Annotated in this window: 12 protein-coding genes; 8 read left to right on the top strand and 4 right to left on the bottom strand. The window is 42.2% G+C overall.

Annotated elements, in window-relative coordinates; genetic code table 11:
• Positions 1 to 282: 282 nt before the first annotated feature.
• The 3 genes from rnc (at position 283) to E7Y33_RS06390 (ending at position 5,581) form a co-directional block, all read left to right on the top strand.
• Positions 283 to 981 (top strand): ribonuclease III, encoded by a 699-nt coding sequence (gene rnc, locus E7Y33_RS06400; protein WP_000661472.1) that lies wholly within the window; start codon positions 283 to 285, stop codon positions 979 to 981.
• Positions 972 to 4,511: a chromosome segregation protein SMC gene (smc, locus tag E7Y33_RS06395; RefSeq protein WP_139689989.1), complete on the top strand. Its 3,540-nt coding sequence runs from the start codon at positions 972 to 974 to the stop codon at positions 4,509 to 4,511. Before rnc ends, smc begins: the two co-directional genes overlap by 10 nt.
• Before the next feature lie 143 nt (positions 4,512 to 4,654).
• On the top strand, positions 4,655 to 5,581 hold the full coding sequence (locus tag E7Y33_RS06390) for a bifunctional riboflavin kinase/FAD synthetase (protein ID WP_139689988.1): 927 nt from the start codon (positions 4,655 to 4,657) through the stop codon (positions 5,579 to 5,581).
• An 83-nt stretch (positions 5,582 to 5,664) separates the two neighbouring features.
• Here the strand turns inward: E7Y33_RS06390 and E7Y33_RS06385 are convergent, their stop codons facing one another.
• The 3 genes from E7Y33_RS06385 to E7Y33_RS09620 are packed head-to-tail and all read right to left on the bottom strand — an operon-like array spanning position 5,665 to position 7,514.
• Positions 5,665 to 6,480, bottom strand: a complete 816-nt coding sequence (locus E7Y33_RS06385; RefSeq protein ID WP_139689987.1) for a TIGR03943 family putative permease subunit — start codon at positions 6,478 to 6,480, stop codon at positions 5,665 to 5,667.
• Entirely contained in the window at positions 6,477 to 7,382 is a 906-nt protein-coding gene (locus E7Y33_RS06380; RefSeq protein WP_139689986.1) for a permease, read from the bottom strand. The genes E7Y33_RS06385 and E7Y33_RS06380 overlap by 4 nt, the downstream gene beginning before the upstream one ends.
• A complete protein-coding gene (locus E7Y33_RS09620; RefSeq protein ID WP_000268696.1) occupies positions 7,383 to 7,514 on the bottom strand; it encodes an SPJ_0845 family protein in 132 nt (43 codons plus the stop codon).
• Between the two features lie 130 nt (positions 7,515 to 7,644).
• Here E7Y33_RS09620 and E7Y33_RS06370 point away from each other — a divergent pair, with 130 nt between their 5' ends.
• The 5 genes from E7Y33_RS06370 to E7Y33_RS06350 all read left to right on the top strand — a co-directional run bounded on the left by E7Y33_RS06370 (position 7,645) and on the right by E7Y33_RS06350 (position 13,641).
• Positions 7,645 to 9,774 (top strand): Tex family protein, encoded by a 2,130-nt coding sequence (locus tag E7Y33_RS06370; RefSeq protein WP_139689985.1) that lies wholly within the window; start codon positions 7,645 to 7,647, stop codon positions 9,772 to 9,774.
• Positions 9,761 to 10,204, top strand: coding sequence for a SprT family protein (locus E7Y33_RS06365; protein ID WP_125825989.1), 444 nt, complete (start codon positions 9,761 to 9,763; stop codon positions 10,202 to 10,204). Before E7Y33_RS06370 ends, E7Y33_RS06365 begins: the two co-directional genes overlap by 14 nt.
• A gap of 59 nt (positions 10,205 to 10,263) precedes the next feature.
• The gene (locus E7Y33_RS06360; protein WP_139689984.1) at positions 10,264 to 10,533 is read left to right on the top strand and encodes a PspC domain-containing protein; all 270 of its coding nucleotides are present in this window, start codon (positions 10,264 to 10,266) and stop codon (positions 10,531 to 10,533) included.
• Positions 10,534 to 10,892: 359 nt separating this feature from the next.
• Entirely contained in the window at positions 10,893 to 11,651 is a 759-nt protein-coding gene (locus E7Y33_RS06355) for an ABC transporter ATP-binding protein (RefSeq protein ID WP_000173369.1), read from the top strand.
• Position 11,652: 1 nt separating this feature from the next.
• Positions 11,653 to 13,641 (top strand): FtsX-like permease family protein, encoded by a 1,989-nt coding sequence (locus E7Y33_RS06350; protein ID WP_139689983.1) that lies wholly within the window; start codon positions 11,653 to 11,655, stop codon positions 13,639 to 13,641.
• A gap of 39 nt (positions 13,642 to 13,680) precedes the next feature.
• Here E7Y33_RS06350 and E7Y33_RS06345 read toward each other — a convergent pair whose 3' ends face one another.
• Positions 13,681 to 14,376, bottom strand: a complete 696-nt coding sequence (locus tag E7Y33_RS06345; RefSeq protein ID WP_139689982.1) for a VIT1/CCC1 transporter family protein — start codon at positions 14,374 to 14,376, stop codon at positions 13,681 to 13,683.
• Between the last annotated feature and the right edge of the window lie 133 nt (positions 14,377 to 14,509).

The following is a 14,509-nucleotide window of genomic DNA, read 5'->3' as shown; positions in this document are numbered from 1 at the left end:
TAGCCTAAGAAAGCCTTAAATAAGGCTTTTTATTTATCCTGCCTCAAATTTGCCCCTAATACTCTTCGAAAATCAAATTCAAACTACGTCAACGTCGCCTTGTCGTACTCAAGTACAGCCTGCGGCTAGTTTCCTAGTTTGCTCTTTGATTTTCATTGAGTATAAAACTGAAAATCTCATTTCAATGAATATCCAAATCCCCTCTAGTCCCGTTTTAAAGTGACTCAGGGGGCTTTTTTTGATATAATAAGAAAGACTGTTATCAGTTAGAAAGAGGTTGGTATGAAAGAATTACAAACTGTACTAAAGAAGCGTTTTGCAATCGAATTTGCAGACAAAAACTTACTGGAAACGGCCTTTACTCATACGAGTTATGCCAATGAGCACCGCCTCTTAAAAATTTCACACAATGAGCGCTTGGAATTTTTAGGAGACGCTGTTCTGCAATTATTGATTTCAGAATATCTGTATAAAAAATATCCTAAGAAACCAGAGGGAGATTTGTCCAAACTTCGTGCTATGATTGTCCGTGAGGAGAGTTTGGCTGGTTTTGCGCGTGATTGCCAGTTTGATCAGTTTATCAAGCTGGGAAAAGGAGAAGAAAAGTCTGGTGGGCGTAATCGTGACACCATTCTTGGAGATGCCTTTGAAGCCTTTTTGGGAGCATTGCTTTTGGACAAGGATGTTGCTAGAGTAAAAGAGTTCATCTATCAGGTCATGATTCCCAAGGTTGAAGCAGGTGACTTTGAAATGATTAAGGATTACAAGACGCACCTTCAAGAGTTACTCCAGGTCAATGGCGATGTGGATATTCGCTACCAAGTGACCTCTGAAACGGGACCTGCTCATGATAAGGTTTTTGATGTAGAAGTTCTGGTTGAGGGCAAGAGTATCGGAAAAGGTCAAGGCCGTTCTAAAAAATTGGCAGAACAAGAGGCCGCCAAAAATGCAGTTGAGAAAGGGCTGGATTCATGTATTTAAAGGAGATTGAGATTCAGGGATTCAAGTCCTTTGCTGACAAGACCAAGGTCGTCTTTGATCAAGGTGTGACAGCTGTCGTTGGGCCCAATGGTTCTGGGAAGTCAAATATCACAGAAAGTTTGCGATGGGCCTTGGGAGAGTCTAGTGTCAAGAGTCTTCGTGGAGGCAAGATGCCCGACGTTATCTTTGCTGGAACTGAAAGCCGCAAACCACTCAATTATGCCTCTGTTATCGTGACCTTGGACAATGAAGATGGCTTCATCAAGGATGCAGGGCAAGTCATTAAGGTAGAACGCCATATCTATCGTAGTGGTGATAGTGAGTATCGGATTGATGGCAAAAAAGTTCGCTTGCGTGATGTGCACGACCTTTTCTTGGATACAGGTTTGGGACGGGATTCCTTCTCCATCATTTCTCAAGGGAAGGTTGAGGAGATTTTTAATTCCAAGCCAGAGGAACGCCGTGCTATTTTTGAAGAAGCTGCGGGTGTTTTGAAATACAAGACTCGTCGAAAAGAAACAGAAAGCAAATTGCAACAAACTCAAGACAATCTCGACCGCTTAGAGGACATTATCTATGAGTTGGACAATCAAATCAAGCCCCTTGCAAAACAAGCCGAGAATGCTCGCAAGTTTCTCGACTTGGATGGTCAACGCAAGGCAATTTATTTGGATGTACTGGTTGCCCAAATCAAGGAAAACAAGGCTGAACTAGAGCTGACAGAAGAAGAGCTAACGCAAGTTCAGGAACTTTTGACTAGCTATTACCAAAAGCGTGAAGAGTTAGAAGAGGAAAATCAGACTCTTAAAAAGAAACGCCAAGATCTCCAAGCTCAAATGGCTAAAGACCAAGGGAGCTTAATGGATTTGACTAGTTTGATCAGTGACTTAGAGCGAAAACTAGCCCTGTCTAAACTGGAATCTGAGCAGGTAGCCCTTAATCAACAAGAAGCGCAAGCCCGTTTGGCGACTCTGGAAGATAAGAGAAAGGCTCTAAGTAAGGAAAAGGCTGAAAAAGAAGCGAACTTGGAACAGTTAGAGAAAAGTCTAGCTGAAAACAACAAGGAACTCAATCGCCTAGAAGCAGAGTTGTTGGCATTTTCTGATGATCCTGACCAAATGATTGAGCTCTTGCGTGAACGTTTTGTGGCGCTTTTACAAGAAGAAGCGGATGTCTCAAACCAGTTGACCCGCATCGAGAATGAGTTGGAAAACAGCCGTCAACTGTCTCAAAAACAAGCAGATCAAGTTGAGAAATTGAAAGAACAATTGGCTACAGCTAAAGAGAAGGCTAGTCAGCAAAAAGATGAGCTTGAAACTGCCAAGGAGCAGGTTCAGAAATTATTGGCAGACTACCAAGCTAGTGCCAAGGAACAAGAGGAGCAGAAAGTTTCTTACCAAGCCCAGCAGAGCCAACTATTTGACCGTCTGGATAGTCTAAAAAACAAGCAGGCTAGAGCTCAGAGTTTGGAAAATATCCTTAGAAATCATAGTAATTTTTATGCGGGTGTTAAGAGTGTTCTTCAAGAAAAAGATCGTCTTAGTGGGATCATTGGTGCAGTTAGTGAGCATCTGACTTTTGATGTTCATTATCAAACTGCCCTAGAAATTGCGCTTGGAGCAAGCAGTCAGCACATCATCGTAGAAGATGAGAAGGCGGCGACTAAGGCTATTGATTTCCTCAAGCGCAACAGATCTGGACGTGCGACCTTCCTTCCGTTGACGACTATTAAGGCTCGTACGATTTCTAGTCAGAATCAAGATGCTATCGCATCAAGTCCAGGCTTCCTTGGAATGGCTGATGAGTTGGTTACTTTTGATACCAGACTAGAAGCCATTTTCAAGAATTTGCTCGCTACGACGGCTATCTTTGATACTGTAGAACATGCGCGTGCCGCCGCTCGTCAAGTTCGTTACCAAGTTCGCATGGTGACACTGGATGGGACAGAGTTGCGCACAGGTGGTTCCTACGCGGGTGGTGCCAATCGCCAGAATAACAGTATCTTCATCAAGCCAGAGCTGGAGCAATTACAAAAAGAAATTGCTGAAGAAGAAGCTAGTCTGCGTTCAGAAGAAGCGACTTTAAAGACCTTGCAAGATGAGATGGCAGTATTAACAGAAAGATTAGAAGCCATCAAATCTCAAGGTGAGCAAGCTCGTATCCATGAGCAAGGCTTGTCCCTCGCTTATCAACAAACCAATCAGCAAGTGGAAGAGCTAGAAACTCTTTGGAAACTTCAAGAAGAGGAATTAAATCGTCTTTCTGAAGGAGATTGGCAAGCGGACAAGGAAAAATGCCAGGAGCGCCTTGCTACTATCGCGAGTGAAAAGCAAAATCTAGAAGCTGAGATTGAAGAGATTAAGTCCAATAAAAACGCTATTCAAGAACGCTATCAAAATTTGCAGGAACAAGTAGCGCAAGCACGCTTGCTTAAGTCAGAACTGCAAGGACAAAAGCGGTATGAAGTGACTGATATTGAACGCCTAGGTAAGGAATTGGATAATCTCAATCTTGAACAAGAGGAAATTCAGCGTTTACTCCAAGAAAAGGTTGATAATCTTGAGAAGGTTGATACGGATCTGCTAGGTCAGCAGGCGGAAGAGGCCAAAACTCAGAAAACAAACCTCCAACAAGGTTTGATTCGCAAGCAGTTTGAGTTGGATGATATCGAGGGTCAACTGGATGATATTGCCAGCCATTTGGATACTGCTCGTCAGCAGAATGAAGAGTGGATTCGCAAACAAACACGTGCTGAAGCCAAGAAAGAAAAGGTCAGCGAACGCTTGCGCTATCTACAAGCTCAATTAACTGACCAGTACCAGATCAGCTACACTGAGGCTCTAGACAAAGCGCATGAGTTGGAAAATCTCAATCTGGCAGAGCAAGAGGTTAAAGATCTTGAAAAAGCTATTCGCTCACTGGGTCCAGTCAACTTGGACGCTATAGACCAGTACGAAGAAGTTCACAACCGTTTGGATTTCCTAAATAGTCAACGAGATGATATTTTGTCTGCGAAAAATCTTCTCCTTGAGACCATCACAGAGATGAATGATGAGGTTAAGGAACGCTTTAAATCAACCTTTGAAGCTATTCGTGAGTCCTTTAAAGAAACCTTCAGACAGATGTTTGGCGGAGGTCAGGCGGACTTGATATTGACTGAGGGCGATCTTTTAACTGCTGGTGTGGAGATTTCTGTCCAACCTCCAGGCAAGAAAATCCAATCACTCAACCTCATGAGTGGTGGTGAAAAAGCCCTATCTGCTCTGGCTCTGCTCTTCTCAATCATCCGAGTTAAGACTATTCCTTTCGTCATCTTGGACGAGGTAGAGGCGGCGCTGGACGAAGCCAATGTCAAACGTTTTGGGGATTACCTCAACCGCTTTGACAAGGATAGTCAGTTTATCGTCGTAACTCACCGTAAGGGGACGATGGCGGCAGCGGATTCTATCTATGGAGTTACCATGCAAGAATCAGGTGTTTCTAAGATTGTTTCGGTTAAATTAAAAGATTTAGAAGAAACAATAGACTAGTTACCAAATGATAGCATCTCTTAGGAGGTGCTATTTTTTAAAACTAAAGTGCTAAATTTTCTCTTAAGGTCAGTTCAGGCGCAAAAAACGACATTTGGGATTTCCTCTTAGCGAAAAGACTTTCTCTATGATATAATAGTTTCATGATTACAACAGTACCTATTAAGAACGAAAAAGACATTGTAGTACCAGGGAAAACAGTCCTTGTACTAGGTTATTTTGATGGTATCCACAAGGGACATCAGAAACTCTTTGAAGTGGCCAGCAAGGCTTCGATGAAGGATTATCTGCCGGTTGTCGTAATGACCTTTACAGAGTCGCCAAAACTTGCCTTACAACCTTACCAACCTGAACTCATGCTCCATATCGTCAATCACGAAGAACGGGAGCACAAGATGAAATGGCATGGAGTAGAGGCTCTATTCTTACTCGACTTTAGTAGCAAATTTGCTAGTTTAACGGGTCAAGAATTCTTTGATACCTATGTTCGAGCTTTAAAACCAGCGATTATTGTAGCAGGATTTGACTATACCTTTGGCTCTGATAAGAAAACTGCGGATGAACTGAAGGACTATTTTGATGGAGAGATCATCATTGTTCCTCCAGTTGAGGATGAAAAGGGTAAGATTAGTTCCACACGGATCCGTCAGGCAATTCTTGATGGAAATGTCAAGGAAGTCAATCATCTGCTCGGCACTCCGCTCCCATCTCGTGGAATGGTCGTTCATGGAAATGCTCGTGGGCGGACTATTGGTTATCCAACAGCCAATCTGGTCCTAAGAGACCGAACCTACATGCCAGCAGACGGTGTTTACGTAGTTGATGTAGAAGTACAACGTCAGAGATATCGTGGAATGGCAAGTATTGGGAAAAATGTTACTTTCGATGGAGAAGAACCACGTTTTGAAGTCAATATTTTCGACTTTTCAGACGATATTTACGGTGAGACAGTCATGGTCTACTGGCTGGACCGTGTTCGCGATATGGTCAAATTTGACTCCGTAGAGGAATTGGTAGACCAACTCCAGAAAGACGAAGAGATTGCTCGAAACTGGAAGGATGGAGAGTGAGAGTTTGCTATCAATTCGAAAGAGTAGATAGAATGAAATTCATATAATGGACAAAAAAAGTAGCCTGCAAAGGCTACTTTTTATTAAAACACGCGATAGACATAAGGATTTTCTGGTTTGTCTACTTTTGTGAAACTCTCAACCTCAAGTGTTGGGAGTTTTTGTTTGAGTTCTTTATGGTAGTGAAGGGTCAGGGTTCCTCTAGCGGTGATCCAAGTATTGTCAGGATACTGGCGTGAGTTCCCCTTGGTCAAGAGTCCATATACACCAGAGTCAGCGATACAGTGGATGATGCCAAAGCGAAAGAGGAACTGGCTATCTGGATGGCTAGGATCGTTATAAACAAAGCCTGTAAATTCGATTTTCTTTCCTTCAAACTCCTGAGGATAGTCATAGAGAACTTCCATGACCTCCATATAGTTTTCATCTGTAACCTGAATGGTTGATTGGGAGAGGTATTTATCAGCTGTAGACCTCATTTCCTTTTCATAAGCAGATTTGGAAAAATAGGTGCTGGTATCGGGTTTGAGGTATTGACTGGATGTTCCTTCGCTTGCCTGAATGGCTGTGTCGATTCCCTCAGCAAGTGGGAAATGGTATCCCTTAGCAGAAACGGTTCTCGAGTCCAAACTTACGGTAGGAAAGGCAACTCCAATCAACAGAGGTAGTGACAGTAAAAGGATGCTGATTCGTCTAGCTTGACGACTTTCCAAATGGCTGTGAGAATTGATTTTCTTGATCCAGATGTAGAATTGGACCAGAGCCAATAGAAGAGAAAGGAGCATGGAAATATAGACTAGATAGGAATAGTGGAGGTTGATGTAGTGACTGAGCTTGCCAGATAGCTGCAGATAAAGGGTCAGAGCAAAATAACCTAGTAGAATGATAAATCGGATCATAGCATCACCCCCAACATGTAAGAATAAAGCAAGACAAGCACTGTCACGATGCCCATGAATTGCCAGATGAAGCGTGCTTTGAGATAGTGTTTCATCATGAGGAGATTTTTGATATCAAGCATGGGGCCAATGACCAGAAAAGCAAGGACTGGCGCTAGGCCGAAGCTCGAGAGGAGAGAAGCACCGATAAAGGCGTCCGCTTCGCTACAAAGAGAGAGGAGAAAGGCTAAAAACATGAGCAAGAGAATCGCAAGGACTGGACTTGCGCTGATAGAGGTCAAGATCCGAGTCGGGACATAGACCTGCACGATAGCCGCAAAGAGACAGCCAAAGACCAAGTAACGCCCCATATCGAAAAACTCATCAATAGCTTGTATAAAGACCTGAAACACTTTTCTAGAGGTACTCAAGTGTGAAAAGTCATGTTCATGACAAGCAATAGGATTCCCTTTTTGAATGGGTTCCTTCCAGAAAAATCCTAGGAAAATCCCAAGCACCAAAGCAATCACAATGGCTCCCAGCGCTCGCAAGAAGGCAAGTTTTATTGAATTGCCAAAGGCGGAATAAGTGGCGAAAAGAACGATAGGATTGATAATGGGAGCAGTCACCAGAAAAGGAACGGCCGTGTAGCTGGGCACTTTCTTTTCCAGAAAACGATTGATAATCGGAACGATTCCACATTCGCAGGATGGAAAGAGGAAGCCAATGAAGGTACCAAAAAAGATTCTCCCCCAACGATTGCGAGGAAGAAACTCATAAACTTTATCAGGTGTGATATAGACTTCAATCCAGCCTGAAATGAGACTCCCAATTAGAACAAAAGGAAGGGCTTCAATCATGATGGAGAGAAAAATAGCCCCCGCTTGTAATACACTAGGAGGAAGAGATTGGAAAACAGTCATCTATTTTTTCTTCTCAACTTTTTCTTTTTTGTCTTTGTCATCTGGGAAAGTGACTTGTGTTAAGTCAGGAAGTTTGGCGAATTCTTCAAACATCTTGTCCAAATCATCCGTTTTTGTAAATTTAACAGCCATGGGCCTACCTCTTTTCTAAATGTTACCTCTATTATACTATTATTTTGCGGAAATGGGATTATTTTGATAATCAAAGATGCAAAAACAGGTAAGGCAAAACAAGAGCTGTTCCTTATGGTATAATAGGTTTATGGATAAAAAATATGAAAAAATTTCCCAAGATTTGGGAGTAACCTTAAAGCAAATCGATACTGTTCTAAGTCTGACGGCAGAAGGGGCGACAATTCCCTTCATCGCGCGTTACCGGAAGGACATGACTGGTAGTCTGGATGAGGTGGCGATTAAGGCCATTATCGACTTGGATAAAAGTCTGACAAATCTCAACGACCGTAAAGAAGCTGTCTTAGCTAAGATTCAAGAACAAGGCAAACTAACCAAGGAATTGGAAGCAGCTATTTTGACAGCTGAAAAATTAGCAGATGTTGAAGAACTCTATCTTCCTTACAAGGAAAAGCGTCGGACCAAGGCAACCATTGCCCGTGAAGCTGGACTCTTCCCTCTTGCTCGCTTGATTTTGCAAAACGTAGCTGACTTAGAGAAAGAAGCTGAGAAGTTTGTCTGCGAAGGATTTGCGACTGGTCACGAAGCCTTGGCTGGTGCGGTTGATATCTTGGTCGAAGCCTTATCGGAAGATGTGACTTTGCGTTCACTGACCTATCAGGAAGTGTTGAGACACTCTAAAATCACTTCGCAAGTCAAGGATGAAAGTCTTGATGAAAAACAAGTTTTTCAGATTTATTACGAATTCTCAGAGACAGTTGGCAACATGCAGGGTTATCGTACCTTGGCCCTCAATCGTGGGGAAAAACTAGGTATTTTGAAGGTTGGCTTTGAACATGCGACAGACCGTATCTTATCTTTCTTTGCTGCTCGTTTTAAGGTGAAAAATGCCTATATTGATGAGGTTATCCAGCAATCTGTTAAGAAAAAAGTCTTGCCTGCTATCGAGCGACGCATTCGGACAGAATTAACTGAGAAGGCAGAAGAAGGAGCTATCCAACTCTTTTCGGACAACTTGCGAAATCTCCTCTTAGTTGCTCCGCTGAAAGGACGCGTAGTTTTAGGATTTGACCCTGCCTTTCGTACAGGTGCCAAGCTAGCTGTCGTTGATGCGACGGGAAAAATGCTGACGACCCAAGTCATCTATCCTGTTAAACCAGCCTCAGCTCGTCAAATCGAAGAAGCTAAGAAAGATTTGGCAGACTTGATTGGTCAGTATGGCGTAGAAATTATTGCCATCGGAAATGGTACTGCAAGCCGTGAAAGCGAAGCCTTTGTGGCGGAAGTTCTGAAAGATTTTCCTGAGGTCAGCTATGTCATCGTCAACGAGAGCGGTGCTTCTGTCTACTCTGCCAGCGAACTTGCGCGTCAGGAATTTCCAGACTTAACAGTTGAAAAACGCTCTGCTATCTCTATCGCTCGTCGTTTGCAAGATCCCCTCGCTGAATTGGTTAAAATTGATCCTAAGTCAATCGGTGTCGGGCAATACCAACACGATGTCAGTCAGAAGAAACTATCTGAGAGTCTGGACTTTGTCGTCGATACAGTGGTCAACCAAGTCGGTGTCAATGTTAACACAGCCAGCCCAGCTCTTCTTTCCCATGTAGCTGGACTCAATAAAACCATTTCGGAAAATATTGTCAAATATCGTGAGGAAGAAGGAAAAATCACTTCACGCGCTCAAATCAAGAAGGTTCCTCGTCTAGGTGCCAAAGCCTTTGAGCAGGCTGCTGGTTTCCTCCGTATCCCTGAAAGTAGCAATATTCTTGATAATACTGGAGTTCACCCAGAAAACTATGCTGCTGTTAAGGAACTCTTTAAACGTTTAGACATTACAGACTTGAATGGAGAAGCCCAAAGCAAACTCAAGTCGCTTTCAGTCAAGGAAATGGCGCAAGAGCTAGAACTTGGCCCAGAAACTCTTAAAGATATCATTGCCGACCTTCTCAAACCAGGTCGTGATTTCCGTGACTCTTTTGATGCTCCAGTTCTCCGTCAAGATGTTCTGGATATCAAGGATCTCGTTATCGGCCAGAAGCTGGAAGGTGTGGTGCGTAATGTCGTTGACTTCGGTGCCTTCGTTGATATCGGAATTCACGAGGACGGCTTGATTCATATTTCCCATATGAGTCGTAAATTTATCAAACATCCCAGCCAAGTGGTGTCAGTCGGAGATTTGGTAACGGTTTGGGTTAAGAAAATCGATACTGAACGTGAAAAAGTTAATCTGTCGCTCCTAGCTCCAGATGAAACTGACTGAGTATGTTCAGTCTGTTTCCCTCGAAGACTTTGGTAGACCTTTCACACACCAAGCCCAGTGGAATTCTCGTCTGCGAACGACAGGTGGACGATTTTTCCCCAAGGATGGGCATTTGGATTTTAATCCCAAGGTTTATAATGAACTAGGTTTGGAAGTCTTTCGCAAGATTGTGCGCCATGAACTCTGTCACTATCACCTTTATTTTCAGAAAAAGGGATATCGCCATAAGGACCGAGATTTTAAGGAACTTTTGAAAGAAGTGGATGGACTACGCTTTGTTCCCCCTTTGAGAGCCCAAAGTAGTTACCTAGTCTATCAGTGCCAATCTTGCCAGCAAAGTTATCAGCGTAAGAGAAGAATCGACACAAAACGCTATCGCTGTGGCGTCTGCCGTGGCAAACTCGTCATTTTAAATCGGCCTAAGGACTGATGTTCTTGGTTCCGTTTCATGCTATACTAGTTGTAAGAATACCGAAAGAGGAAACAATCATGAATACAAAATTTTATAAAATGAGACGAAATCGCATGGTGTCAGGAGTTTTAGCTGGTCTATCAGACAAGTGGAATTTTGATGTAACCCTAGTCCGCTTTCTCTTCGCCATTTTTACCGTAGCAAATTTTGGAGTCGGAGTGATAATCTACATCATCCTTGCCTCTATCCTACCAACTAAGGAAGACATTGAAGCCGAAATGTACGGAACAGGACCACGAAAAATCAAAGAAGCCCAACCAATCAATGATGATGGCTGGTTTTGGTGAGGTATAGAAAAGTAAGTAACCTTGTTTATCAAAAGTATATTCATAGTAAGACCCTTGTAAAAACAAGGGTTTTCTTCTTGTTTTGCATTTATGGTAAAATATTGATAGCGAAATTGCTTGATATTCCTCAATCTTACAAAAATGTAAGATTAAAGTCTCTTTTGTAAGGTTAGGTTATGGCAGGCCACCTTTTTTTGCGATAAACTAGACTCATAAAGAACAAAGGAGCAAAAATATGAAAAGAATTTTACAAAAGAAAAGAAGAAAACCAAGTCAAAAAGACATAGAGCGTGTTCAACTGGGATGCGCTATGATGCAAGCACAGTTTCAATTGATGGGATATTAAGAAGGAGAAAATCATGACACTTTTAGATGTAAAACACGTTCAAAAAATCTACAAAACACGTTTCCAAGGAAACCAAGTCGAAGCACTCAAAGACATTCACTTTACCGTAGAAAAGGGTGACTACGTTGCCATCATGGGTGAGTCTGGTTCAGGAAAGTCAACCCTGCTCAACATCCTAGCTATGCTGGATAAACCAACTCGAGGCCAGGTTTACCTAAACGGAACAGACACAGCCACTATTAAAAATTCACAGGCTTCGAGTTTCCGTCGTGAGAAGTTGGGATTTGTCTTCCAAGACTTTAACTTGCTAGATACCTTGTCTGTTAAGGATAATATCTTGCTTCCGTTAGTGTTATCAAGAAAGCCCATTACGGAGATGATGAAAAAATTGGTGGTGACTGCTGAGAATCTAGGTATCAACCAATTGCAAGAGAAGTACCCTTACGAGATCTCAGGCGGTCAAAAGCAGCGGGTAGCAGTAGCACGCGCCATCATCACAGAACCTGAAATTCTCCTTGCAGATGAGCCGACGGGAGCCCTTGACTCCAAGTCATCTGCAGCTCTTTTGGATGTTTTTGATGAAATCAATGAGCGTGGCCAAACTATTCTTATGGTAACTCACTCAACCGCAGCAGCCAGCAGGGCCAAGCGCGTTCTCTTTATCAAGGACGGAATTCTTTACAATCAAATCTACCGTGGAGACAAGACAGAACGTCAGATGTTCCAGGAAATCTCTGATACCTTGACTGTCATGGCAAGTGAGGTGAATTAGTATGTTTCGATTGACCAATAAGTTAGCGGTTTCGAACTTAATCAAAAACCGCAAACTCTACTATCCCTTTGCTTTAGCAGTTCTCTTAGCTGTGACCATCACCTATCTCTTTTACTCACTGTCACTTAATCCTAACATTGGTAAGATTCGAGGGGGAGAAACTATCTCTATGACCCTTGCTCTCGGTATGGTAGTTGTTACCATCGCTTCTGGAATTATTGTACTTTATGCCAATAGTTTTGTCATGAAGAACCGCTCCAAGGAGCTGGGTGTATATGGTATGCTGGGGCTTGAAAAGCGCCATTTGATCAGTATGGTTTTTAAGGAGCTTCTTATTTTTGGTTCCTTAACCTTGACAGCTGGTCTCGGTCTAGGAGCTCTCTTTGATAAGCTAATCTTTGCCCTTCTTCTGAAGCTGATGAAAATGAAAGTGGAGCTCGTTTCGACTTTCCAACCAATTGTCTTCATCCTAGTTCTCATCGTCTTTGGAGCTATCTTCCTAGGTCTAATTTTTATCAATGCCTTTCGCATCGCACGCATGAATGCCCTTCAGCTCTCTCGTGAAAAAGCCAGTGGTGAGAAAAAAGGACGTTTCTTAGGCCTTCAAACCATTCTAGGTCTGATTAGTTTGGGAGCTGGTTATTACCTAGCAGTAACAGTTGAAAATCCACTTTCTGCTGTTCTGATTTTCTTCGTAGCAGTTTTGTTAGTTATTTTGGGAACTTATCTTCTCTTCAATGCAGGGATCACAGTTTTCCTACAAATCTTGAAGAAAAACAAGCGTTACTATTACCAACCTAACAACATGATTTCCGTATCCAATCTTATCTTTCGAATGAAGAAAAATGCGGTTGGTTTGGCTACGATTGCCATCCTTTCAACCATGGTCTTGGTGACTATGTCTGCTGCAACAAGCATTTTTAAGGCTTCAGAAAACTTCAAGAAGGTCATGAATCCACATGATTTTGGGATTACAGGACAGAATGTTGAAAAAGAAGACATCGAAAAACTCTTGAACAAGTATGCTAGTGATAATGGATTGACTGTCACAAAGAAAGAAGTTCTTACATACAGTAACTTTGGTGTGGCAAATCAAGAAGGTACGAAATTGACAATCTTTGAGAAAGGTCAAAATCGTGTTCAACCGAAAACTATTTTTATGGTCTTTGACCAAAAAGACTATGAGAATATGACAGGACAGAAACTTGGACTTTCAGGTAAGGAAGTTGGATTGTTTGCTCAAAACAAGGAACTTCAAGGGCAGAAAGAACTGACTCTGAATAACCAGACCTACACGATCAAAGAAGAAATCAAAAAAGATTTTATTCTTGAACATGTCCCAAATCAGTACAATATTCTAACTTCGGACTATAACTATTTGGTTGTTCCTGACTTACAAGCCTTTCTTGAACAGCATCCTAACTCTTCCATCTTTAATCAATACTATGGGGGTATGAATGTAACAGCTAGTGAGGACGAGCAACTTAAAATTGCAGATGACTATTCAAAATTCGTTAACAACTTTAATAGAGAAATAAACAAAGATGGAAGCTATGTTTACGGAAGCAATCTGGCTGATAGTAGTGCGCAGATGAGTGCTCTCTTTGGTGGAGTTTTCTTCATCGGTATCTTCCTCTCTATCATCTTTATGGTAGGAACAGTTCTTGTTATTTACTACAAACAAATCTCTGAGGGCTATGAAGACCGTGAACGTTTCATCATTTTGCAAAAGGTCGGACTTGATCAAAAGCAAATCAAGCAAACGATTAACAAACAGGTTCTAACTGTTTTCTTCCTTCCATTGCTCTTTGCCTTCCTACACCTTGCTTTTGCCTATCATATGCTTAGCCTCATCCTAAAAGTTATTGGCGTGCTGGATGCGACCATGATGTTGACCGTTACATTGTCCATCTGTGCTATCTTCCTCATCGTCTATGTTTTGATCTTTATGATTACCTCAAGAAGTTATCGCAAGATTGTGCAAATGTAAAAAAGATACCTCGATGCTGGTCGAGGTATTTCTTTTAGCTTAGATACTAAAGAGTTGTCCCAAGAGGAAGGTTACGCCCATGGTGAGAAGTCCGATACAGAGGTTACGGATCATAGCAGTTCTCGTAGGAGCTTTTCCTAATTTAGCACTGGTATAGCCGGTAATAAGAAGGGAAAGGGCTACGATAAGAACAGTTGCTGGAATACGATAGTCACTTGGAAAGACGGTGATCGAAAGCATAGGAGGAAGACTTCCCAGTACAAAGGCGATAAAGCTAGAGATAGCAGCATGCCAAGGGTTGGTAAACTCTTCGTACTCGATTCCATACTTTTCTTCTACCAAGGCTTTGAGTGGATTTTTTAAAAAGGCCTTGTTGGTCAAGAGTTGGGCTGACGTTTCACACTCACCGTTTTGAAGATAAGCAGCATAGAGGGATTGTTTTGCAGATTCGATGTCTTTATCCAAGAGTAATTGTTCTCTTGCAACAGCGGCTTCTTCCGTATCTTTCTGAGTGGATACAGAGACATATTCGCCGCCTGCCATAGAAAAAGCACCAGCGAGGATAGCGGCTAGTCCAGATAAAAAGATAATCCAGATATTGCTTGTCGCACTAGCAACTCCGATAACCACTCCAGCGATGGAAATAATCCCATCATTGGCACCGAGAACGCCCGCACGTAGGATATTGAGTCGTCCTGCAAAGTTTGCATCAATTTCATGTTTTATTTCTGTCATAGTCATCTCCTTTCTCTCCATTATAGAGAAAAGAGAAGGGGAATACAAACTTTTTAAACTATCTGAAAAAAGTTCTACGATTCTAATTTTTAGGCCCTTTGAAGTTTCTCCGAAAAAGTAGTGCTATCCTACT

The sequence above is a fragment of the Streptococcus oralis genome, assembly GCF_006175905.1.
GTDB lineage: Bacteria > Bacillota > Bacilli > Lactobacillales > Streptococcaceae > Streptococcus > Streptococcus oralis_BG.
The sequence above is the reverse complement of the archived record's forward strand: the minus strand, read 5'-3'. Positions and strand labels throughout refer to the sequence as shown.